Raw genomic sequence first — 22,568 nt, 5'->3', positions numbered from 1 at the left:
TTGTCTGCAACGCAGCGACTAGGAGCTTTAAGCAGACGCAGACTATCCTTATCCCTTTCGTCTAAAGATACCCAAGCGACAGGCCGTTCACACCCGGCAGCCCATTCGCTGATCATTGTCGTCTTGCCAAAGCCGGCGGAAGCAGAGATTAAGGTCAACTTGCGCCCCATCCCCGCCTTCAGCCGCTCAATCAGACGCGGCCTAGCGACAAGCCTCGTTCGTGGCTGCGGGATGTATAGTTTAGTAGATAATACAGGAAGTTCCGGAATATTCATGGATATAATCCCTCGTTAAACCCATTTTTGCTCATATCAATCCGCATCCGAGATGGCTCCATTCTATGATTTATATCCATCATGATATCTTTAATCGGATGTTTCCACCACTAAAAATTAAACGGATAAACGGCTGCTTTTACCATCTTCAGTGGATGGTTCTACGGTTCTACGACGATGACCGCGGCATTCTTTCCAGCATTCGTATCACTGCCCATACTGCAAGCGTTGCAATGATTGCAACGATGGCTGATCCGCCGGCGTGCAGAAGCAGCAATGGAGCCCACAGAATGCCGAGATAACGATGCACCACGCGCATCCTCTTGTTACGAATTCTTTTTATGAAGAACCCGTAACCGGCGATCATCAATAGGATCGTGAATGCGGAAAGACCGGTAAATATTTTATGATCATCTGGCTTGGTTATCAAAAAATATAAACCGTGAGCCGTGACGATCGTTAAGGTTATCCAACCCAAAAGCTTGTGCACGCCGTACAGACATTTTCCGGTTTTACGCACCAGCACCGAAGGGGATTTCATTTTCTTTTTAAACCAGACCCAAGAGAAGCTAGCCGCACCGAGGAACACGGCGAGCGTTCCCAGGAACTTAAAAATTTCCGCGCCACCTTCAGGCCGCTCTTCTCCGTGTGAATGCACGCTCAACGCACGTTCTTCCGGGGATGTTAACAGGTGATCACCATTGCTATGAAAAGAAGAAGTATAGAAATAGTAAGCTAAGAGCAGGACGGCAGCAACAGCTGCTATGATTGCAGGGATCCAGACCTTTTTTGTTTTCATGGGCTGCACCTTTCATAGAGAATTGACTTCACTATAAAAGAACAAGATTAAAAACCGATTAGAATCCGCTGTGATGCTGACGGCAGACAAAAAAAGAAGAGCGCCGCAGCATGCCAGCACTCTCCTATCACTTAACACCTATTATTGATATTAATCGTTGATTGTTCATTCAATTTAATGATCCGGGATGAAATGCTGCCTATGATCCGTGCGGAAAACGTACTTGCGATCAGGCACACCCCGATGAATACAAATATTTGCGGTACCTGCGTGCTGATCACATTCTCCAATTGAATGAAATTCAGCAGCAGCGGTACGGAAAAGGAAGCAATATTTCCGCAGAACACCGCGGTGACCAGCAGGTAGAACGACTTATTGTCCCTAAAGTGCATCCCGGTATCGGTATCCGTGTTTTTAACCAGCAGGAAGCTGGTTACACCTCCTACGGACCCGCACAGCGTCATGGTCAGAAAATAAATCTCTCCTTCCGACAGCGCCTGAAAAAAGACAAGGCGTGCCAAATACCATAAGATCAGCAGCAATGCCACAAGACAGCCGACCTTAAACGCCGCATCGACATTGATCAGCCATAGCGGCTCCTTCGTTGGCTGGGGAGCAGCCGCCTCTTGGGAAGACGGCTGCTGAACGGCCATAGGGGCTGAATCCAGCATCGGGGATGAAGCTAAGGGAGCATGTATCGGAGTGGATGGATCATCCATTGGGGGTATCCACAATTAAACCAATGATTTTCGGAATTCCGCTCGTATCGCGTACTTCGAAACCGTCCTGGAGCTGGGTCGTCATCGAGCTGTAGTCGGAACCGGAAGCGGACGCCGACTCGAAGTTGAACGGGCCGATGCCAAACGTTGCTTTGGCGGACCATTGGGATTGCGTCGTTGTGTTGGTCCAGTCTTTGGATGAGAATCTCAAGTAAGGCGCGTATCCTAGGACGACTCCCTTGACGACAACATTCATGAGTCCAGATTCGCCCCAGAGCGGTTTACCTGCAAACATACTGCCCTGCGGCCAGTTGGTGTAATCCTTATACGTGGACAGCAGTCCTTCGAAGAACCAATCCCCCGGGTTGATATTCACGGTAATCACATCTTGATACGTGATCAGAATATCGTAAGAATAATCCTCTTTAAACTGTGTGGATCCGGAATCATTGGTGCTTCCGCCAAGCCAGAACCAGTCGATGGGAATGCCCACGTTGGCACTGAATTTCCATGAGCTGTCCCTTTCGGTCTGCTGCTGATCATTTAATGCGATTTGTACGTTTGCCTGCTCTGCGAACAGCGGACCTCCGTTCTTCGTAGCGATGCCATTTTGCTTGATAAGCCATTGCCGGACGTCTTTAAGCTCGCTCGTTTTAAACCGGGGAACGCTTGCTGTCGTATCGTTCTCCTTGATCGTCATTTGGAACTGAGCCGTTTTTTGCAGCTCATCCGCTGAATGAGGCTCGAAAGGATCGGCGAGTGCGACCGCTTCGGTCGCATCGGCCAGCTCCTGGTAGCCGGGTCCGAACTTTTTCAGCAGCAGAGCGTTCAGCTGTTCAGTCATTCCGCCAAGCAGGGCGCCATATGTCGTTTGCAGCGATTCTACCTTTGCCTTATAATCTTCGGTTCCCATTTGCTGGGTACGGAAGTTAGCCCAGGTCGGATCCGGCGGGTTGGTAAAATATACGCTGCACGCTTTTCCCGTTGAGTCGAGCTCCGCACAAACTTCGTTCAGCCAGTCCGAATAGATGCCTTGGTTGATTTTGGAAACGTCGCTGCTGAGGAGCGCGATTTTCGACCGGAGATCCTCGATTTGCGTGTCCAGCGGATCGGCCGATCCCCCGCCGGAAGACGAGCCGCCGCTTCCCGAATCGCCGCTGCCGGCAGGGACGATATCCCGGACCCATTGTTGGTAAATATCAAACAGCTTATTATTGAACGCGCCGCTCCACGTTAACCCCCAGGAAGGGATCGTATTGCCTACATTATAGGCGTCCGTCAGCGCGACGACCTCTTCGTCGCTGCCGAGATGGGAGTCCACCCGCCCGGCCGCGGCTATGAAATTTTTTGGATCGCTGCCCGGCAGATGCCCGGATATCGCCTGAACGAACAATTGCCAAAAACGTGCCTGGTCCTGTGCCACCGCATTATTGCTCATCACCATTTACGCCTCCCCAAACAGCTCAGCTAAGCCCTCAAATTCGTTTTCCTCATTGCCTTTAAATTTATCGTCAACCGGATTTGGATCCTCTTGAACATTTTCCTCGTTTTGATTGATTTCTCCGTTTTCGTTCATGTTTTCAATGCCTTGCTCCATCGCCTGAACATCGCTTGCCGGCGGCAGCTGCTCGTTATTAATGAAGTCGAGTCCCTGCTCATTGTTGAAATTTTCCGGCTGCACATTGTCGATATTGTCCACAAACGAACCGTTCTCCTCGAGCGCTTTCGGATCACTGGATTCCTTGATTTCCTCTTTGGTGCTGTCGAGCTTCTTCTCGACTTCCGGTTTATTCGGTTCGTTCGGCTTTTTGATTTTTTCTACGAATTCCGATATGGCCTTAAACCGCTTAGGTACAGAGGCGATGAAATCCACGACAAACACCGCAGCCATAAAGTAACCGAGGTATTTCATCGCTTTATCAACGACGGACAGTTGTACGGATGGCGGAGTAGGGCACGATTTCCGATTTCCGTCGTGACTGCCCGAAGAACCTTCCGGCGGCTTGCCGATCCGTCCAAATATGCTTTCCTTCTTTTCGGTGCCGTCGCTGTTGGAATACGTAATCGTACCGAAAAACTCATTGCCGACGTATGCATCTTTATCGTCTTTGGCTGCCCGGGTAACCTGGCTGAATGTCAGCTGACCCGAATGATTCACCGTAAAGTCATCCTTCGTCCAGCTGAGTATGCCGTCCTTGTAAGTGACTTTATTCAAATCTTTATCCAGCATATCGCTGCCAATCGAGATCCCGTCGAGGCTGTCGTAAATAATGACTACGGGTCCCGTATCCGTTTTGCCGTCGGATGTGGTCATCACCGTATTGCCATAAATACCTGTCCAGAACTTCATGTCTACATTCCGCATCGCCTTAAAAGAAGCGTTGACCTGCTTCGCGGTACATTTATAGCCGTGCTGAGCCAGGAACTGATCCGGCGCGGACGTATCGGTATCCGTTGCCTTTTGCATCGCATCCTGCCAGCCGGCCAGAAGCGCGGTCTTCGCCAGGATGTCCTGGACGAAACGGTCGGACTCCGCATTCGGTTCGCTTTCCTTCACATGGTCTTCGTAAAAGTCGGTACGGGTTAGCTCAAGCACATACACTGAAGTGGTTTCATACCCTTTTTGCGCCAAAAAGTTGTTGATGATTTTAAGCTTTTCCTTATATACGGTCTCTTTGTCGCTGCCGGCCGGGGGATTCTCGTCGATTTTCGATTTGATATTGGCCAAGAGCGAAGTCCACTGCTGCTTCAGCACCTGGTTGACCTGCAGGTCAGATACGAACAGCATCGCGTCCGCCTGCATTTTCAGCTTATCCGGATCCGTCGTATTTGGATCAAAAATTGAACCGGCGTCCGTTCCGTTTAAATTGGTGTTCACCGTCGTCACTTTTAAATTCCTCCTTCGATTCGGTTATGCTCTCAACGCCTCCATCATAACGGGCATTCCTTACTGTCGATAAGTGACTGAAGTGTACATTTTGTCATATGACCGGGATATGACGAAAGTAACTGTACGGGATCCTGGTTCACCGATATACTTATGGAATAAAAAAACACCGCTTCCTTTGAAGAGGAAACGGTGCTGGTGAGAACTTCATTTTCATTTAGTTTACAGCCTCCAAGGCATGCTTCAGCAGCAGGATGGCCTTGGTCCGGTCATTCGTCCCGATTTTCTCATAAATTACGCTGATGTAGTTTTTCACCGTCCCTTCGGTGATGTACAGCGTATCGGCAATTTCCCGGTTGTTCTTATGTGCCGTAATCAGCTTGGCGATCTCAAGCTCCCTCGGGGTCAGCCCATAATCGATTCCGGGCTGCCTGGGGGCTGCTGCTGTGCGCATACGGGCAGCAAACTTGGCCGCCAGCTTGGAGGGCAGCATCAGTTCGCCCCGAACCGCCTCTTTCAATGAGTGAATCAGTTTGTCGGATGAAAAGTCTTTGAGCAGGTAGCCGGACGCTCCGCTGGCAAGACCCTCAATAATATAATCTTCATTGGTAAACGTCGTTAAAATCAGAACAATCGTCTCCGGGCTCGACTCCTTAATCAGCCGGGTCGCCGTAATCCCGTTCATCACCGGCATTTCGATGTCCATCAGCACGAGCTGCGGCCTCAAGCTCTTAGTAAGCTCATAGGCGGTTTGGCCGTTGTCGGTTGTTGCTACAACCTCTATGTCGGATTCCAGATTAAGTATGGTCTCAAGGCCTTCCCGCACAAGCGTCTGATCTTCTGCGATAAGTATCGTTAATTTTGACATCATTGATCCTCCCTTCTACTTGGCAGGGTGAGCACCAATAGGCAGCCTGCACCTTCATTGGTGCCGATCCGGAAGGTTCCACCCCTTCGGCGGATCGTTTGCCGCATCATGGTCAGACCGAAACCTAGCCGATCCGATGCAAATGGCAAGCCGTTGTTCTCCAGTGTGAACCGGACCAAGCCGTCCTCTTCCACCAGCTCGAACCGAAAATGCGTACACCGGCCATGCCTGATGCCGTTTGTGATTCCTTCCTGCAGCGCATGGCGGATCAGCTTTTCCGCTTCCGGCTCAAGACGGCCATCCGTGATTTCAATGATGTGCTCCAGTGTCACCTCAGCGTATTTTTCCGAATCTTCTATGATCTGCAGCAGGGAATCCGGGAACGAGGATGCGGCCGCTGCTTCCTCGCCCAGCATATGTACCGATTTCCTCATTTCATGGAGCCCTTTGCGAACCAATTCTGATGCTAGATTCAATTTGTCGACCGATTCAGGGGCGCTCATGGATAACATTTTCAGACCGGCTTGAAGCTGAACGATGCTCGCCGTAAGAATATGCCCCACATGATCGTGGATTTCACCGGCAATCCGGTTGCGCTCGGCGAGGACCGAGACTTCGGACATCGCTCTTGCCCGCTCCTCAAGCGAATGCTCCAGCTCAATCGTTCTTGCTTCAACCTCGCGCTCCAGGGTCTGGTTCCAGCGGACCAACTGCAGATGCAATTCCAGCCTGGCCAACAGCTCCTGTTTGTCGACCGGCTTCACAAGATAATCGTTGCCGCCATGCTCAAAGCCTGCAACGAGGTCGGTCATTTGACTCCTAGCGCTGAGGAAAATCATCGGCAGCTCCCCGGAATTGTAATGCCGGCGTATCTCTTGGCCCACCTGAAGCCCCGACACAAACGGCATCATCACATCCAGCAGAGCGATGTCCGGCTTGTAGCCGTTCCTGATCCATTCCACGGCTTCTTGCCCGCTTCCCGTTGACTTAAGCGCATATTTCCCTCCGAGAAATTGCAGCAGCACCTGGACGTTGATCGGGTCGTCATCGACGATAAGCACTGAAGGCAGATGCATCTGGGCTTCCGCGGGTTCCGCGGTAGTCCGGATCATGCTCCAATCCGTATGCCGATCCTGCACCCCGGTGTCCTGTGAAGTGAGCGCCGTCCTCGGCTGAATCCGCGGCGTTTGCGGCATCGCCAGCGGAAGCGTAAAGCTGAACGTTGAGCCCTCGCCCAATTTGGACACCACTTCGATCTCGCCTTCATGCAGTTCAATCAGCTTCTTCGTAATAGACAGCCCAATACCGGTTCCGCCCTGCTGAGGACCGTTCATGGGACGGACCTGCTCAAACGATTCGAAAATGCGGGACAAGTCCGACTCCGCAATGCCGATTCCCGAATCCTTGATCTGAATTTTGGCTTGACCGTGCGACTTGCGTCCCGTGATCGTGACGGTTCCGGATTCCGTATACGCAATGGCATTGCCGATCAAGTTATGCAATATTTGCTGGAGCCTGTTCTCGTCGGCTATTACATACAGATCGTCCGGCAGCTTATTTTCCATATGGAGTCCCTTGTTTACGGCCAGAGGCTTAAGGACTTGAAGAGTCAGGTCGACGGCAAGGCGCAAATCCACCGTTACTTTGTGCAAAGTAATCTCCTGGTGTTTGAGCTTGGAGAAATCCAGGATGTCGTTCACCAGATGGGCCAGCCTTTGCCCGCTGATTTTCATGAGCCGCAGCAGCTCAATCACGGGCAGAGGGAGCTTGCCGGAGCTTCCGTCGATCAGCGAATCCGCCAGTCCGATAATCCCGTGCAGCGGTGTCCGGAGTTCATGAGATGTTTTGGCCAAAAATTCATCTTTCAGCTTATCCAGCGTTAACAAGCGCTCCGATAAGCTCTCGACCTGGGAGAAAGCACGGGAAAATTTTTTGGATATAAGCAGGGATTGCATAAAAACAAAGCTAAGTACGCCAAATTGCAGCAGTGCCGGGGTATCGAGAATGCCTTTCCGGTTCAGCGTATCATTCAGTGCGGTCACAAAGATCAAACTAAACCCGAGAATGAGCAGCAGAGACCCTTCCTGGCGCTGACGGGCGATCCGGTAAGAAGCATAAATGGCGTACAGCACGAGGCCGATCGAATAAATCTCAAAGGGCAGCAGCGAATAGTCGTAAATCCGTATATCCGTGGTAAGCACAAGCAAAGTCAAGATGAGGGTAAACATTTGGGTAACGCGTCGAACGGAACGCGACAAATATTGAGGAAACAAATAATAAATAAATGAGATCAAGAAAAATTCGCCCACGTAAACCGTTAAATAGGAGGCTTTGGCGAACCATTCCCACGAAAAACCGGGAAGGATCTCCAGAATGTATCTCGAACCGACCAGCATCGTTCGAAAGGCGATGCACATGCAGAACAACCCGAAATACAGCGGGGTCACATCTTTTCGCCTGAATCCATACAAGAACAGATGGTAGATTCCCATGACAAGCAGCGCCCCGATGACCAGGCTGTCCTGAACCAGCTCTCCTGACCTCTCCTTCTGAAGCAGCTTGGCATCTCCCAGCTCGAGAGAATTATTGATTCCTCCCTTGGGATAAGTGAAATTGGACACCTGGATCAGCAGTGTCAAGCTCCCTTCCGGGCTGGGTTTAACCGGTACGACGATGGAGGCACCATACTTTGGAGATGTGTTTTCGGGCGTCGTTCCGGGTTGTCCGGATGACGCCTCCAGTTCGTCATTCACCCACAAAGCGTAAGAAGAATACATATTCCGCAGTTTAATGGCCACATCGTCCGACGGGTGAAGCCCGCGAATCACCATACGATACGTTGCATAGCCGTCCGGCGGAAGCGGTGATCCGTTCAGCCTGTGATTCGTCCAGTAGCCGGGGACTTCCACATATCCGCTGACCTCCGGTGACGTTGTGCTCTGCAAATCCTCCGGCCACAAGAGCTGCTTCCAGTAAAATTCCCAAGTCCCGTTCAATTCGATGGATCCATCGCTTCTAAAGTCCCATCCGGAGAGCTGCATTTCGCCATTCTTCACTGTCAGCGAAGACGAAGCGGAGATTACCGCCGGATTCCAGGCTGCAGTGAAGACCAGCACAGCAAAGACGGCAGCTCTGATGCGGCGACGCCAACTCATGCACGAAACGAAGAGGCGTCCAAGTAAATTTCGTCGCCGAGTCTGGCGTCTCCAAGCAATGACAAACGATGCTTCGATGTGAAATCTCTAGGTTCGTAACTGTTAGGGGCTTTGGTGGAGGACAGCAGTTTGAGCCGGATATACGTTTCAGCTAACAATTTGCTGCAAAAAAAGTCGCGGAATGAAGAAGTTATCCCGAACTTTCCCTCTATAATTTCCCAATACATTCTTTTCTTGTCGGGAAAAACTGCACCATGCACTTCTCCAATGAAGCGATCGAGCATAGCCTGCATCTCCGGTGTACGATCAGCTTGAAGCTGACGGATTGCGAAAATCGAGTCATAATGGTTCCCGACGTCCGTAGACAGGCGGTCACGAAGCTTAACGAGCTGGGGACCGGATTTCTTGACATGCAGCCAAGTATCCTCCAGATTATCCAGTGATGTGGATTCCCACAGCAGCGCTTCACCGTCCGGCGCCCTGACCACCATCGCCACGTGCGACCATGGACAATGCTCCAGCTCTTCGATCCGCTGACTGCCTTTGGCGACGCCGTGTGCCAGCAGAATATCCCCCGTTTGCAGCTTAGGTTCAATGTCTTGATAAGTAACCGTTAACAATTTCATCCAGCCCCCCTGCCGGTATATGAAATACCTAATTTTTTCCTTCCATGTTTATAGTAAACCCAGCCTGACAATTGTCAATAACTTGATAGAACCGGGCGTTACCATTACTCCAGAAAGCTTCGCAGAGGACGTGATCACGCAGCAAAAAAGCCGCCTGCTAGAGGTGGCTTCGTTGTCTGGATTAAACTCAGGACATCTCCCGGATACGCCGCTCCGCATCACGGATTACGCGTGCCATATTCGCGGTCATCATGTTATCGGCTTGATCGAAACCGATGTATTCATAACCGTCTACCTCCGGCTTCACCTGACCGCTGTATCGGTCAATAAACGTAGAGGTACAGGCCATTACCTCTATCGGGGGGAGAGATTCCGTTGTCCATAAGAATAGATGAAGGTTTTTGGCTCGGTTATACGGGAACACGCCTAAATCCTTGATTTGATCCGGTTGAATGTTAAGGCCGCTTTCTTCCCGGACTTCCCGGCATGCGGTCTGCTCCGGTGTCTCTCCCTCCTCTGGCATACCTTTTGGCAGATCGTAAAACGTATTGCCCGTGGAATGGCAGGCGAGGAATACGGTACGGTTCGTGATGATGACTCCGACGGATGTTGCAGGCATATCAACATGTTCCTTTCCTGGCGTGGATCATTTATTTTATCTATACGATGCTTCTGTATAAGTATCTATTCTTACCGTTTCTGAGTGATTATTATCGTTTTTCAAATCCCCGCAAAGTTCATTCTCATTGAGTTCATCCAATCCGCAAGTACACCCCTTGCCCGATGCAGCCTTGCCCTGACGGCGCCTTCCGAAATTTCAAGGATTTCCGCGATTTGCTTGACCGACAGGTCCTGATAATAAAACAAATGCACAACCAGTCTTAGCGTATCGTTTAACCGGTCAACCGCCTCCTGCAGGTCGCTCGTTTGATGATCTGCGCCATGAGCAGCGATTGGGTAGTTCGTTTCGGGCAGCTCCCCCATCACAATGGTTCTTTTTCGGAGCCGCAGCACTTGATTGCATTCGTTGATCAAAATCCGGATGATCCAAGTATTGAAAAATTCGGGCTTCTTCAACGTATTTAACGACTTATATGCTTTAAGCAGCGTTTCCTGGATTGCATCCGCACAATCCTCATCACGCTTCACAATAGACTTGGCCAAGCCGTACAGCCGTGATTCCAGTTGGCGTATAAGCTTGACAAAAATATCGAGATCGCCCTCTTGAGCTTTTTTGACTTCCACTACCATATCCAGCAACTTGTTTTCTCTCCTTTTCAAGCACCATCATTAAGATGGATCGGCCATATAAAGCGTGACTTGGATTTGACACAAATGTTGTAGGCCGATAAGATAATTGTAATGTGACTCATTAGTTTTTACAAGAACTTGATGGTCATTCCCGTAACCGGACATCGCGTTTGGAAACGTATCTGAGCTAGACATGAGTAGTGATTGAGCGCCAACGAAGGAGGCGGCACGAATGAGTGTGCTGAAGGAGAAAATTTTGGAGTCGGCAATCCGGCTTTTTGCGGAAAAAGCTTACCAGGCGACTTCAATACAGGATATCGCCGACGATTGCAGCATCGCCAAAGGCTCGCTGTACAAGCATTTCAGCTCGAAAGAGGAACTGTACATCAGCATATTGGAGAAGCGCCAGCAGGACATGATCGATGCGGTCGATCGAATCCGGAAAATGCAGCTGCCGACAAAAGAAACCTACCTGGAGGAGCTTGCCTATCAGTTCGATTTTTATGTGGAGCACGGATACTATATTTCGCGTGACCATAACGAGCTGCCTCCCGTTAATAACGATAAAATCGAAAGCGTTCTGAACGGAATGAGAAGGAGCATGTTCCTGTACTATCAAGATATTCTGCTCCGCCGGTACGGGCCTGGCATCGAGGAGTGGAAGTGGGATGCCACTGCAATGCTGAGCGGTCTAATTCGAGAGTATACCTTTCACCTTTTGTTCGGTTATTTGCCTATCGACAAAAAAAAATTAGCTGTGTTCATCGCTGAGCGGATGGACGATCTAATGGAGGGGTTGGCAAAAGGGCCGGCTCCCTCCCTGCTTACCGACGAGCTCATGACGGAATATTCCCAAATCGATCTCAATGGCCTGTTTGCATCCCGCGAAGGGAGAAAAGATGCGCTGATCCAAAAAATAGCGTCGATCATTCCGGATATCGCCGTACCGAACCAGAGAAAGAATGAACTGGCGGAGGTCGCCGCCATGCTTCGGGAAGAATCCGCGAAGGACCAGCCGAGACGTTTTCTTCAGCTTGCGCTCCTTCGCGATTTAGAATCGGAAAGCGAGCTTTCATTTTATGCGAAGCAGCTACTCCCCTTGATTTAAGCTATAAATTCAATAAATCTATATAAAAAAATCCATATCTTGAAACATTTTCATATTTCACGACGTCAAGTGCATGAATACCTAAACCATTTGGATACAAGACACAGGAGGGAAAACAACAAATGAAAAAATGGAGTTCTATCACCTTATCGGCCGCCGCCCTTTCGCTGCTGCTGTCTGCTGCCCCGATCTATGCGGCACCCCAATCCATGCCTGCTGAAGCGCAAATCGAAGCATCTTCCGTAAGCTTGGATCCTGCAGTTGAAGCTCAATTGACAAAAGCTCTGAACAAACTCTCAGGCAGCACCAAGATCGAATTTACGAGCGTGGATAAGGATGCAAACGGCCAGCCCCTGTTTATTTACGGAAAACTCAGCGGTCAAATCGATGCCGAGTTTAACCAGCAGTATAATCCGGCAAAGAAACGGGTGGAATCGACCAGCATCATCTATAAATCTTCGAATACCAATGCGGTTATCGGTGCAGCCCTGGCCAATAAAACGGCTGCCTTCTTGAAAACCTATGACACGGATCACAAGTTCAAAACAGAAGCCATCTGGCGAGTTTACTCCCCTTACCAGGATAATGCTCCCCGAAATTATTGGGTTCTGTGGGGGAACAACCAGAGCCTGTACATCGATCTGGATCAAGGGAACCAAATATCGGCCAGCATGACTTATTCATTAGCCTCCGTCAAAGCACAGCTTGCCAATAAAGCGAATCAGTCCCTGAAGACGTTGGGCATCAGCCTCACCAAACCGTTCGAATATGTGCTGCGCGAAAAAACCGGGGACAAGAAATTTGTCTGGAACTTCCGGGACGATGAGGATAACAATCACGTCGTTATCGGGGCAAAAACCGGTAAGGTCTGGGAGATCCAAAATTTACTCGGCCAGGATTGGACGAACGACCAGGACTTCGCCAAATCCTTTGCCAAGCCCGTTCTCAGCAAAAACCAGGCCCTTTCCGCGATCAAGCCCAAAGCCAAGGCTGTGTTCGGGATTCAAATGAAAGGGTACTCGGTGCAGATCAAGAAGAACGAATACATCTTTACAAAGAAAGGCGCAGCCACCATTACCGGAAAGATTAATAAAAAAGGAAAGTTTTATTTCCTCCAGATGACACCGGTGAACGGGATTCGAAACTGATCTCCGGCAGGAGCCTTAGGGCTCCTTTTTTGCTGCCAGAGAACGGATGAGCCAGAACGGAACATGCTCAGGTCAAAATACCCTAACAGAGTCGTCTATCCCCCTTACCTGTTCGGCGCAATCCGCCGCGCACACTGATGACCGATCCACACGACAGGCAGCACGGTAGCAGCACCAACGGGGATGCTCCAGGTGAGGTCTGAGCCATTTACCAAGCCTGCATCCAGCAGGCGGTAAAATAAGTACATTGAATATGGCAGTGTAACCAGCACCGCGGTCACCACGCCAGGCGTATATCTCCGAAGGTATATGCTCTGCCCCACATGCGTAAATACATGGATAAGCATAATCGTATTAAAGCCTGCAAACAAAAGCATCCAACGATGCTCGGCGGCCAAGTATGTAAATGGGATAAACAAGATAAACTCGAAAAATACGGCTACGGCAAACTGGGAACCGGTAATATTGGAAAAATCTTTGAGGATCCGGCCCGCGCGGTCAGGGACGATCCGGCTGACCTGATCATAATTTCGCCTCATCCAGCCTTCCACCGTAATGATTTCTTCAAAATCGTGAATCATAAATGCAGCAAGAAACAACCAAATGAGCGAATTGATGCTTACTGCTTCGTCGATAGCTTCTAACATAACAAGCTTCTCCCCCGTTTCTGCCAAAGTCTAGCTAAATATATTATCGGGCTAGGCGGGAAAATGCTCAAGCAGCGTATCGTTCTCCAAGCCTTTGATGTGAAAGGCAATGCTAGAGCTGAATTCTATTCACTTTGGCAGGGAAAATGGAATTGGATGCATGTCTATCGTTAAAACAGCCGCCCTTTCGGGCGGCTGTTCGCGCATATTCGCTCTATTCGCTTGTATTCGCTTTTTGATCGTTTTTAAGCCTACAGTTGTGCAGCGATTTTATATGCCGTTTGCTCGCCGTTAGCGATACAATCCGGAATGCCGACGCCATAATAGGAACATCCGGCCAGATAAATGTTCGGGAACCGCTCGGCCATTTTCTGTTCAAGCTCCTTGACGATGCTGTGGTGCTTGATATGATAATTCGGCATCACATTATGCCACTTCGTGACCTCGTGGGTGACCGGCCCGCCGGTAATCCCCAGGCTCTTACGGATATCTTCCAGCGCAACGTTCAGCAGCTCTCCCTCGCTTAGCTGAACCAGTTCATCGTAGCGTGGATTGCTGCTTTTGTAAAAGAGTCTGACGAGCAGCTTACGTTCACGGGAGGTATGCTCCCATTTCCGGCTTGTCCATGTGCAGGCATTGCACGTAATGTCGCTGCCATCGGCCGTAATAAAGCCCGTTCCGTCTGCAGGCAGCTCGGCATCCGGAAGATCGAAACCGACGTAAACGCTGATCATGGAGCTGTTCTTCAGCTGGTTGAACTCCTGGTCCAATACCGGATCCGCGAGCAGCTGCTGCGCCGCATAGTGCATCGTGCCGAGCACCACATAGTCAGCATCAATCACGCGGCCGTCTGCCAGCGTCACCGCATAACGGCTTCCATCCTTGGCGACGGATTCGGCCCGTACCCCCTTCACGATCTCCGTTCCGGTCAGCTGCTGCTCTAAGGCATCAATCAACGCTGAAACACCGTTTTGGAAGGACATGAACTTTTTTTGCCCGCCGCTTTGAAATTTTGCGCGATTTTCGGACAGCCCTTTGATCAGGCTTCCGTATTCGTTTTTATAATCGATCAAGTAAGGCAGCGTTGATGCGATCGTCAAATCGCTCAGTTTGCCTGAATAAACGCCTGACAAGACGGGCGCGATCTGCTTCTCCACGAACTCCTTTCCAAGAAAAGCTTCCAGAAACGCACCGACCGAATCATTTTTTGTGAAATGCTCATTGGGGGTATACAGGTCTTTCAGGGCTTCCACCTTGCCCTCCGCGGATACCAGCTCGGTTGTGGCAAGCGATTCGATGCTGGTCGGAATCCCAAAGACGGCCTCCTTCGGTATCTGCTTCAGCCTGCCGTCCGTATAGATGTAGGAAATTCCCGTCGCATTATAGACGACCTGATCCGCCAGGTTCAGTTCCTGAATCAGCGGAGCCACATTCGTTTTCCGGGTCACGATCGAATCGGCGCCGGATTCCATCGTAAAACCACCGTCGTATACGGTCCGCATTTTTCCGCCCAGCGTCTGTTCCGCTTCAACGAGAATGATGTTCGCCGGCTCCGTCTGCCCGCTGTATTGATTTAAGGTCCGGCGCAAATAATACGCGGCCGACAACCCCGTAATCCCCCCGCCGATAATGACGACTGTTTTCAAGACGCTTCACTCCTGCTTCCAAGATGACTGCATGTTCAACCTTCCTGTAAATTATAACATAGTGCTTCGTACCCGGACTTACCCATTCGTGACGTTAATCGTACAAAAAAACCGCGGAATCCCGCGGAGATTTTCGCCTGCTTCATATTATTTATGCTTTGCTTTCTTCTTAAAACGGTCACGTTCCGTATCAATATCGCCGTCCTTTTGATTGCTCTGAACGACTCCGTAAGCGACATAACTGAGCAGCCCCATAAAGGTGCCGGTGCCCACAACGATATAAATCATCGTAAAAATTTTGCCGAGTCCCGTCTTGGGCATGAAGTCCGGATGACCTACCGTACTTAGCGTCGTGATACAGAAATATAGCGCGTCTATGACGCTTAAGTTTTCTTCCGTGGTATAAAAAATCGTGCCAGAAACAAGCAGCAGAACAATTAAGACAAAGAAAACCTGGAAATTTTTCAGTTTAAACGCATGAAACAGTCCGGTCAGCAGCCGTTTCAAGGTCAAGACAAAGGATATCATGGTTGTTCCGCCTTGTCATAGATATTGGTAAATGAGTCCGCGTTCGGGTGGTGATTCTCCCTTAATATTCCCCTTTTTCCATCCAATAAACCGTGACTTGAGCACGAACTTTGGGGTAGCGTTTTTTACTTTGGCTTAACCTAACGGAGGAGATTTTCGCGACCATGGGTCCGGAAAATCATTTATAATGAAAAAGACCTAAACAGAGAAGGCTCGTAGGAAGGGAGTTATGTTATGAAACATTTAGCTGTGTATTGCGGATCAAGTTACGGTGCGTCGCCGGCGTATCGGGAAGCGGCAGTCGAGCTGGGCAAAGAAATGGTCCGCCGCGGGTTAACCCTGGTTTATGGGGGATCCAGCGTAGGGATCATGGGCGTACTGGCCGATACGGTCATTGCCGAAGGCGGACAGACCATCGGCGTCATTCCACAGGTGCTGGTAGACCGGGAAATTTCGCATCAAGGGTTGACCGAGCTTCATGTGGTCGGCACGATGCATGACCGGAAGTTTAAAATGGCGGAGCTCGCCGACGCATTCCTCGTGCTTCCGGGTGGACCGGGCACGATGGAGGAGTTTTTCGAGGCGTTCACGTGGGCCCAGATCGGCATTCACCGCAAGCCCATTGGCATGCTGAACGTGAATCGTTATTACGATCCGATGATCTCCCTGTTTGAGCATATGGTACGGGAACAGTTCATGCAGCCGCAGTACCAATCCATGGCCATCATTGAGCCAAATGTGTCTGTATTGCTGGACATGATGAGTAAATATGAAGCCCCCGCCGTTAAAAGTTACGGCAAATAAGCCTTAACATACAGACAGCCGCAGTCCGGAGACTGCGGCTGTTGTTCAAGTGGCAACCCGGGTAATGGCAACCCCAGGCTCGATCACGCAAAATGACTAGTATCGTCTTTGGTTAAGCGGGGTATCCACTTTGCTTTGGAGATGTGCCAAGCGGACCATAATGGTCGCCGCTTCAGCCTTGGTGACCGGCTTCGCCGGGTCGAATTTGCCCCCCGCGGCGTCCATTAGTCCGAGCTTCAGCATAAGCGCAACGGCGCCTTTGTCCTGGATCGCATTCGCGTCCGATAGGGACAACGCCTGTGCATCCTGCTGGAAGAACTTGGACAGGCGGTTGTAATGCAGAGCCGTGGTCAGGCTGGTGGCCACCGCTTCACGGGTCAGCTTCTGCTCCGGATGCAGCTCCGACGATTTCTCGTCTTTCAGCCAGCCTTTATCCAAGAACAGCTGTACCGCTCCAGCGATCGGACTGTCGGCTGGAACGTCGGTAAAGATCGGTTGATACTGGCCCCCATAATAGCCTTGATCTGGGTAAACCCCTTTCGCCATCATTTGGATCCAGTCCCCCAAAGTCAGCTCCGCTTCGGGATGGAGCAAGCCATCTTCACCAGGCGACAACACGCGGTATTCGAGCAGCGTCGCCAAATCCTTGCTTGCCGCGTGGTTTGCCGCATCGCTCGGAAGCGCAGCGCTCTTGTCCTTGTTCGAAACGGGCAGCAGACTTGATGCTTCGGTTTTCCCTGTAACCCCATCGATATATCCTACGTTCCGGTCTCCGTTCAGCGTTGGAACATACGCCAATCGAACTTTCGGTTCCACGTACGTGTTATCCACTGTGTAACCGCCGCTGCTGATGTACCGCAGCTCCACGCTGAGATCGTCCAGCAGGCGCTGCTGTGCGTCTTTCGCATCAACTTTTGCTGTCAGGGTATCTAACGCTTTGATATCCTTATCCGACAGGTAGGTATCCGCATTGTAGCTTAGCAGCTTGCCGCTGCCGTCAATGGAGACGCTCACCGTCATTCCGTTAACAGGCAAGTCCTTGTAGAAACGCTGGAACACAAATTGATAAACCGTCTTTGTTGCCGTATTCAACGTTTTGGCGTCTGACAGTTTCAGAGCTTCGGCGGCATTCGGATAATGGGCCAGCACCAGCTCAATGGCTTTCGCTTGTGCCTGGGCTTCCGTCACGGACGGAGCGGTGGCTTTGGCCGGTTCGGCATCCGGATACTGGAACTCATGGTAGCTCAGCAGCTGCCCTGTGTCGGCGTCCACGTACGCGTACTTGCTGTCATCGCGGTTTAATCCGGCAGTTCTTTTGTTCCAGTTCAGGCTCCAAGCTTGCTTACCGGTGCCGCCCCAATAATTGCCGAGATTGGTTTGGATCTGGTAATCCGAGCCCGGGGCAATGCCTTGAAGCCGCTGCAGCACTTCGTCCGAGGTCAGCTGCCCGCCTTTATTCGGGGTGAACAATTTACCGGAAGCCTTTAATGCGGTATAGCTAACCGCTTGGCTTGGGCCTTCCAAATCCTTGCCAAAAATGGTATCGATCCGCTTCCCGGAATTGGCATCCATCGGCTCCAATGTCCGGTCAGGAACATAGCCAATCTTCCATTCCCGGTTGGCGGACGTATCGTACAGCGAGGTGGACGGTATGTATGCAAGCGTTACGGACAAGCCCTGCTCAAGCCTCTTCTCCGCATCTTCCTTGCTGATGGTGGCTTTGGCCGCTGGATAATCCCCCTGGTAAGTAATGCGGTTAAAGCGGACGATATTTCCGTTGCCGTCCACATCCAGGCTCACAGACTCATTGTCGGCAGGAATCCCATTGACGTCAATCGTGTATGAAAATGAATACTGAACCGGTCCGAACAACGCCTTGTTGGATGAATAGAGGTTCTGGTTTGACGGTTTCATCGTACCTGCTTTAATGGAAGGAGCCGCTTTGGGTATAAACGCCTCGGCGATTTTCTGAGCTTCCTGCTCGGAAACCGCCGGCGGGTAATAGGCTGTGTTGGAATCGTCTAACGGGTACATATATGGATAACTATAACTGAGAATATCTCCTGTAATCGCATCCACTTCGGTACTGAAGCCCATCGAGTGGTTCCCCTGTTGAATCGTCCAATTCTGCTCCCATACCTTCTTCGTGTTGGATGGGTACACGTTCTGCTCACCATAGGTTACTCCGTTCAGCTTTGCATCCTTCAATTCAGGAAACAAAGACCTAATACGCGATTCCGCTTGGGCTTTCGTAATTTTGGCGTCTGCCGGATTGAGTCCCTTCGAGGCTGCGGAGCCGCTGTCCTGGGACGCTGAAACTACCGAATCCTTCGCAACGGAAGTTCCGCTGGCTGTATCCGCTGATGCCAACAAAGGCACCTGCAGTAGACTGAGTCCAAGTGTGCCTGCAAGCACCTTTTTGGCTACAGATGTGTTTCTTAAGCTCCTCTCCTTTGCCTGATTTTTTGGCATGCCCGCGGCATGTTGTTGTTCGTCCATCCTTCTTCCTCCCTATTATACCAATATAAACCATTTTGATTATAACATGGGACGTTAGAGAATTGGCTTCCAATTTGGATTTTCCAGAAAAATTTTGTGCCGCAGCATCTTGTGCTAAGCAGAAAGACAGTTTATGCTATAATCAGTTAAACGCCGGAAGCTTAGATTTACCGTGAAGTTAGACACCGGTTTCCAGGCGAACATGAAAACGATGGAGGAATCTACAGATGAAAAGAATGAAGACGATCGATTCCGGGAAGCCGCAAAAGGTTTCCAGCGATCCGGTTCTCGGGGGGCGTAAATCCTGGAGCCGCAAACCGGTGACACAGGTAGTCAGCAATAAGAAAGCAGAACAGCGCCGATCGTGGTGCCGAAAAGGCACGGACGACGGCGCTTTTTTAATGGGAAATCAGAGAATATACATTTAGCGTATGAATCGAACCATCCGGGACGAAGCGGGATTAATAAGCCGTCCAGCCGGCGTCCGCTGTAATGACCGTACCGTTTACAAAGCTGGAATCGTCCGAGGCGAGGAACAAAGCGACCTTTGCGATTTCATCCGGCTTGCCGGTTCTTGGATTCACGCCCATGCCTGCCATCGCTTGCTGCACACCAAGCGCGTTCATATCCATACTAGGCGTATCGGACATAATGTTGGTCTCCACACCGCCCGGAGCGATCGCGTTGCAGCGAATGCCGAGCTTCGCGTACTGGTAGCCGACATTTTTGGTTAAACCGATCACGGCATGCTTGGACGCCGTATAAGCTGCCCCTGCCCGGGATCCAAACAATCCGCCGACAGATGCCGTATTGACGATGACGCCTTTTCCCTGCTTGACCATAATTGGAAGCGCTTTGCGGATCGCCCGCATCGGGCCTGTCGTATTGACGGCGAAGACACGCTCCCAAAGTTCGTCGGTCACTTCGGCCGCTGCCACCATTTTATCCATAATTCCCGCATTGTTGACCAGCACGTCCAGCGATCCGTACTGATTCACTGCGGTATCGATCATGTTCTGCACGTCTTCTTCCTTGGCAACATTCGCGATGACCCCAACTGCGGTACCGCCCTGCTGCTGAATTTCCGCAACGACTTGGTCAAGAGAGGCCTGGGAGATATCAGCGAGAACCAGTTTGGCGCCTTCCTTAGCGAATAAAAGAGCCATTTCCTTTCCCATTCCTGATCCGGCACCTGTAATAACCGTTACTTTGTCTTGTAGCTTCATGACCAACCTACCTCCAACCTTTGAATTAGACAACACATTGTCTATAATCATTATAGCGCCCGTCCAATTTGGCGATCAAACGTCAATCTGGCCGAAAATGTCTATTTTACAGCGTTTTCAATATCATCTGGAGGATATTAGACATATGAACAAACGAGTCACCTACACCCAGCACTATCTATCCGAGGCTTTAATCAGCCTTATGGCGGAAAAGGACTACGCTTCGATCACCATCCGTAACATTGTGGAAAAAGCGGGCGTGAACCGTTCGACCTTCTATCTTCATTATTACGACAAGGATGACCTGCTGAACCAAACCGCATCCGGCATTCTTACGGCGCTTCGCAGCGCGATGCGCAATCCTTCCTATACCCATGAGTCGGCCAGGAAGGATTATGAGGAATCCGGTAAACCGATTTCTTCAGCCGTTGCCTTGTTTGAGCATATCCGTCAGCATGCGGCATTCTACACCATCATGATGAATGTTAAGGATTTCCCTGTCCAGCTGGACCAGGTGATCAAGAGCGAATTGCTCGCTTTCACGACAGACGCTCTCCAGGCTTCCTTCTCCTCCGGCGGGATGATGGGGCTCATTTACTATTGGCTGAACCATCAAATGCAAGAGACAGCTGAGGAGATGGCCCTATGGCTTACGCGCGCCGCGCTGTATCCGCTGAATCGGCCGGAGGCGTAACCCGCAGGACCGACCTTTATCCCCTTCTGCACCCTTCTCAATGAATGCTAGCCGAACTTGATCACGAACCTATGAATCCAGTTTCTATAATCCATTTGCAGGGCTGCCGTGGCTCTCAAGCGTCTAATGAATATGATGTCACTGGTCAACGGCAGTGAAGTGGATCGTGAGCAGCGCCCCCCCGACTTAAGTCCAGTTTGAGACTGGTCCACGGGCCGTTTTGTTTGAACGCATGAAAGCATACACTGTTACTATAGCAGGTTCATTACATAAGCTTACCTACTTATAACATAAGCAAACTTTTTTATAGAAACGAGGCTCGCTCTCTAGCGAAGCCCAAAATTAATCTAGGTAGAAGGTGAACAATCGTGCAAAAGAAGCGTGTACTCATATTATCCGAGGGATTCGGCAGCGGTCATACCCAGGCGGGTTATGCGCTGGCTGCTGGCATGAAGGAAATTCAACCCAATGTGCATACGAAGGTGATTGAGCTTGGCTCTTTTCTGAATCCTACCGTAGCTCCATGGATCTTGTCGGCTTACCGTCTCACGGTAAGCACCAATCCGGCCCTTGTCGGCATGCTTTATCGAAAACAGCATGACAAACCGCTGAAGCGTCTGACCGCTTTGGCGCTCCATAAATTGTTCTACAATCATACGGCTGATGTGATCCGTCAGCTGAGACCCGACCTCATCGTCTGCACCCATCCGATCCCCAGCGCAATCATCGGACGGCTGAAGGCTTCCGGACTGGACGTTCCGCTCTGCACGGTCATTACCGATTACGACGCACACGGCTCCTGGATGAACCGTCAGGTGGACCAGTTTCTCGTATCGACGGAATCCGTCCGCCGGATTTTGTTGAAACGCGGGGTTCATCCAAACAGCGTGAACGTAACCGGCATCCCGGTCCATCCAACGTTTTGGACGAAGGAAGATAAAGCGGTTGTAAGGCGGAAGCTGAAGCTGAAAAACATGCCGACGGTCTTCATTATGGGCGGCGGCTGGGGATTGGTCGCAAACAAGGAGCTGTTCTACCAGCTCGCCCAGTGGAAGGACCGCGTACAGCTCGTGTTCTGTGTCGGGAATAACCAGAAGCTGCTAACCAAATTAAAGAGCTCGCCTGCATTCTCGCATCCGAATATCGTAGTGATCGGGCAGACGAAGGAAGTCAGCAAATGGATGGATGCCTCCGACCTGCTCATTACAAAGCCGGGTGGGATGACCTGCACCGAAGCGATGGCCAAAGGGCTGCCCATGCTGTTCTGTGAGTCCATTCCGGGCCAAGAGGAGAAAAACTGCGAATATTTTGTCAGCGGCGGCTACGGGGAAGTCCTGAGCCCGCTTGTCCTGGACCGGTGGCTGCATGCCATCAGCTCCGGCGGTACCGCTGCCGCACCTCACGGCTTCCGCATGAGCCCGTACCATTCCGCTCCACGCGAGGTTTACCGGCCGGAACGGTGCGCGGAGGAGCTCGTAGAACTGCTGAACGCACGCACGGCCGGCGCAAGACCGGCGGAGCTGCGACGCAGTCTCTGGGCCAGCATGTAACGCTGATCCGTGCTTACGATCATAAGAAAAACATCTATCGACGTAACTTCAAAGAAGTCAGACCGCGTTCAGCTGAAGTTTTTCTTGCGAGATCAGGAAGCAGAAGCTCCGAAACTTATACTTTTCTGATCTCTTAAG

20 protein-coding genes are annotated in these 22,568 nt (G+C 50.8%); 6 read left to right on the top strand and 14 right to left on the bottom strand.

From position 1 onward, the window contains the following. Positions 1-444 precede the first annotated feature (444 nt). From K2F33_RS20875 to K2F33_RS20835, 9 genes are all read right to left on the bottom strand, one after another. On the bottom strand, positions 445-1,074 hold the full coding sequence (locus K2F33_RS20875; RefSeq protein ID WP_076164401.1) for a hypothetical protein: 630 nt from the start codon (positions 1,072-1,074) through the stop codon (positions 445-447). Between the two features lie 131 nt (positions 1,075-1,205). Continuing rightward, the gene (locus K2F33_RS20870) at positions 1,206-1,727 is read right to left on the bottom strand and encodes a YEATS-associated helix-containing protein (protein WP_076164399.1); all 522 of its coding nucleotides are present in this window, start codon (positions 1,725-1,727) and stop codon (positions 1,206-1,208) included. Between the two features lie 58 nt (positions 1,728-1,785). Continuing rightward, positions 1,786-3,231: a hypothetical protein gene (locus tag K2F33_RS20865; RefSeq protein ID WP_144025312.1), complete on the bottom strand. Its 1,446-nt coding sequence runs from the start codon at positions 3,229-3,231 to the stop codon at positions 1,786-1,788. A gap of 6 nt (positions 3,232-3,237) precedes the next feature. Further along, positions 3,238-4,680, bottom strand: a complete 1,443-nt coding sequence (locus K2F33_RS20860) for a hypothetical protein (protein ID WP_076164394.1) — start codon at positions 4,678-4,680, stop codon at positions 3,238-3,240. 217 nt (positions 4,681-4,897) lie between these two features. Beyond that, positions 4,898-5,548 carry a response regulator transcription factor gene (locus K2F33_RS20855; protein WP_076164392.1) on the bottom strand — a complete coding sequence of 217 codons (651 nt, stop codon included), beginning with the start codon at positions 5,546-5,548 and terminating at the stop codon, positions 4,898-4,900. Next, positions 5,548-8,703: an ATP-binding protein gene (locus K2F33_RS20850; protein ID WP_244169116.1), complete on the bottom strand. Its 3,156-nt coding sequence runs from the start codon at positions 8,701-8,703 to the stop codon at positions 5,548-5,550. Before K2F33_RS20850 ends, K2F33_RS20855 begins: the two co-directional genes overlap by 1 nt. Further along, entirely contained in the window at positions 8,700-9,329 is a 630-nt protein-coding gene (locus tag K2F33_RS20845) for a C40 family peptidase (RefSeq protein ID WP_076164390.1), read from the bottom strand. The genes K2F33_RS20850 and K2F33_RS20845 overlap by 4 nt, the downstream gene beginning before the upstream one ends. Positions 9,330-9,516: 187 nt before the next feature. After that, a complete protein-coding gene (locus K2F33_RS20840) occupies positions 9,517-9,948 on the bottom strand; it encodes an NUDIX domain-containing protein (RefSeq protein WP_089547744.1) in 432 nt (143 codons plus the stop codon). 101 nt (positions 9,949-10,049) lie between these two features. Beyond that, positions 10,050-10,580: a sigma-70 family RNA polymerase sigma factor gene (locus K2F33_RS20835; protein ID WP_089550263.1), complete on the bottom strand. Its 531-nt coding sequence runs from the start codon at positions 10,578-10,580 to the stop codon at positions 10,050-10,052. 232 nt (positions 10,581-10,812) lie between these two features. Between K2F33_RS20835 and K2F33_RS20830 the strand changes: the two genes are divergently transcribed. Both K2F33_RS20830 and K2F33_RS20825 read left to right on the top strand, forming a co-directional pair. Further along, complete coding sequence (locus K2F33_RS20830; RefSeq protein ID WP_263878436.1) at positions 10,813-11,688, top strand: TetR/AcrR family transcriptional regulator; 876 nt, start codon at positions 10,813-10,815, stop codon at positions 11,686-11,688. A 122-nt stretch (positions 11,689-11,810) separates the two neighbouring features. Next, positions 11,811-12,836: a hypothetical protein gene (locus K2F33_RS20825; RefSeq protein WP_089547746.1), complete on the top strand. Its 1,026-nt coding sequence runs from the start codon at positions 11,811-11,813 to the stop codon at positions 12,834-12,836. Positions 12,837-12,940: 104 nt separating this feature from the next. Here K2F33_RS20825 and K2F33_RS20820 read toward each other — a convergent pair whose 3' ends face one another. The 3 genes from K2F33_RS20820 to K2F33_RS20810 all read right to left on the bottom strand — a co-directional run bounded on the left by K2F33_RS20820 (position 12,941) and on the right by K2F33_RS20810 (position 15,657). Further along, positions 12,941-13,483, bottom strand: a complete 543-nt coding sequence (locus K2F33_RS20820) for an HXXEE domain-containing protein (protein ID WP_263878435.1) — start codon at positions 13,481-13,483, stop codon at positions 12,941-12,943. A gap of 251 nt (positions 13,484-13,734) precedes the next feature. After that, complete coding sequence (locus K2F33_RS20815) at positions 13,735-15,129, bottom strand: protoporphyrinogen oxidase (RefSeq protein ID WP_263878434.1); 1,395 nt, start codon at positions 15,127-15,129, stop codon at positions 13,735-13,737. 147 nt (positions 15,130-15,276) lie between these two features. Then, positions 15,277-15,657, bottom strand: coding sequence for a potassium channel family protein (locus K2F33_RS20810; RefSeq protein WP_076164377.1), 381 nt, complete (start codon positions 15,655-15,657; stop codon positions 15,277-15,279). Positions 15,658-15,891: 234 nt separating this feature from the next. Here K2F33_RS20810 and K2F33_RS20805 point away from each other — a divergent pair, with 234 nt between their 5' ends. Then, complete coding sequence (locus tag K2F33_RS20805; RefSeq protein WP_076164374.1) at positions 15,892-16,461, top strand: LOG family protein; 570 nt, start codon at positions 15,892-15,894, stop codon at positions 16,459-16,461. 96 nt (positions 16,462-16,557) lie between these two features. Here K2F33_RS20805 and K2F33_RS20800 read toward each other — a convergent pair whose 3' ends face one another. After that, complete coding sequence (locus tag K2F33_RS20800; protein WP_263878433.1) at positions 16,558-18,960, bottom strand: YcdB/YcdC domain-containing protein; 2,403 nt, start codon at positions 18,958-18,960, stop codon at positions 16,558-16,560. A 227-nt stretch (positions 18,961-19,187) separates the two neighbouring features. Here K2F33_RS20800 and K2F33_RS20795 point away from each other — a divergent pair, with 227 nt between their 5' ends. Further along, positions 19,188-19,388 carry a hypothetical protein gene (locus K2F33_RS20795; RefSeq protein ID WP_089547751.1) on the top strand — a complete coding sequence of 67 codons (201 nt, stop codon included), beginning with the start codon at positions 19,188-19,190 and terminating at the stop codon, positions 19,386-19,388. 33 nt (positions 19,389-19,421) lie between these two features. Here K2F33_RS20795 and K2F33_RS20790 read toward each other — a convergent pair whose 3' ends face one another. Further along, the gene (locus tag K2F33_RS20790) at positions 19,422-20,186 is read right to left on the bottom strand and encodes an SDR family oxidoreductase (RefSeq protein WP_076164369.1); all 765 of its coding nucleotides are present in this window, start codon (positions 20,184-20,186) and stop codon (positions 19,422-19,424) included. Between the two features lie 145 nt (positions 20,187-20,331). Between K2F33_RS20790 and K2F33_RS20785 the strand changes: the two genes are divergently transcribed. Both K2F33_RS20785 and K2F33_RS20780 read left to right on the top strand, forming a co-directional pair. Beyond that, on the top strand, positions 20,332-20,880 hold the full coding sequence (locus K2F33_RS20785) for a TetR/AcrR family transcriptional regulator (RefSeq protein ID WP_163875822.1): 549 nt from the start codon (positions 20,332-20,334) through the stop codon (positions 20,878-20,880). Between the two features lie 368 nt (positions 20,881-21,248). Further along, complete coding sequence (locus K2F33_RS20780; protein ID WP_212984138.1) at positions 21,249-22,430, top strand: MGDG synthase family glycosyltransferase; 1,182 nt, start codon at positions 21,249-21,251, stop codon at positions 22,428-22,430. Positions 22,431-22,568 lie beyond the last annotated feature (138 nt).

The organism is Paenibacillus sp. PSB04 (assembly GCF_025809195.1).
Lineage (GTDB): Bacteria > Bacillota > Bacilli > Paenibacillales > Paenibacillaceae > Paenibacillus_AQ > Paenibacillus_AQ favisporus.
Note: the sequence above shows the minus strand (reverse complement) of the source record. Positions and strands in the feature narration are given on the sequence as shown.

Coding starts and splice junctions, on each gene's coding strand:
- K2F33_RS20875 (WP_076164401.1), bottom strand. CDS start 1,074: ATGAAAACAAAAAAGGTCTGGATCCCTGCAATCATAGCAGCTGTTGCT.
- K2F33_RS20870 (WP_076164399.1), bottom strand. CDS start 1,727: ATGGCCGTTCAGCAGCCGTCTTCCCAAGAGGCGGCTGCTCCCCAGCCA.
- K2F33_RS20865 (WP_144025312.1), bottom strand. CDS start 3,231: ATGAGCAATAATGCGGTGGCACAGGACCAGGCACGTTTTTGGCAATTG.
- K2F33_RS20855 (WP_076164392.1), bottom strand. CDS start 5,548: ATGTCAAAATTAACGATACTTATCGCAGAAGATCAGACGCTTGTGCGG.
- K2F33_RS20850 (WP_244169116.1), bottom strand. CDS start 8,703: ATGAGTTGGCGTCGCCGCATCAGAGCTGCCGTCTTTGCTGTGCTGGTC.
- K2F33_RS20845 (WP_076164390.1), bottom strand. CDS start 9,329: ATGAAATTGTTAACGGTTACTTATCAAGACATTGAACCTAAGCTGCAA.
- K2F33_RS20840 (WP_089547744.1), bottom strand. CDS start 9,948: ATGCCTGCAACATCCGTCGGAGTCATCATCACGAACCGTACCGTATTC.
- K2F33_RS20835 (WP_089550263.1), bottom strand. CDS start 10,580: ATGGTAGTGGAAGTCAAAAAAGCTCAAGAGGGCGATCTCGATATTTTT.
- K2F33_RS20830 (WP_263878436.1), top strand. CDS start 10,813: ATGAGTGTGCTGAAGGAGAAAATTTTGGAGTCGGCAATCCGGCTTTTT.
- K2F33_RS20825 (WP_089547746.1), top strand. CDS start 11,811: ATGAAAAAATGGAGTTCTATCACCTTATCGGCCGCCGCCCTTTCGCTG.
- K2F33_RS20820 (WP_263878435.1), bottom strand. CDS start 13,483: ATGTTAGAAGCTATCGACGAAGCAGTAAGCATCAATTCGCTCATTTGG.
- K2F33_RS20810 (WP_076164377.1), bottom strand. CDS start 15,657: ATGATATCCTTTGTCTTGACCTTGAAACGGCTGCTGACCGGACTGTTT.
- K2F33_RS20805 (WP_076164374.1), top strand. CDS start 15,892: ATGAAACATTTAGCTGTGTATTGCGGATCAAGTTACGGTGCGTCGCCG.
- K2F33_RS20800 (WP_263878433.1), bottom strand. CDS start 18,960: ATGGACGAACAACAACATGCCGCGGGCATGCCAAAAAATCAGGCAAAG.
- K2F33_RS20795 (WP_089547751.1), top strand. CDS start 19,188: ATGAAAAGAATGAAGACGATCGATTCCGGGAAGCCGCAAAAGGTTTCC.
- K2F33_RS20790 (WP_076164369.1), bottom strand. CDS start 20,186: ATGAAGCTACAAGACAAAGTAACGGTTATTACAGGTGCCGGATCAGGA.
- K2F33_RS20785 (WP_163875822.1), top strand. CDS start 20,332: ATGAACAAACGAGTCACCTACACCCAGCACTATCTATCCGAGGCTTTA.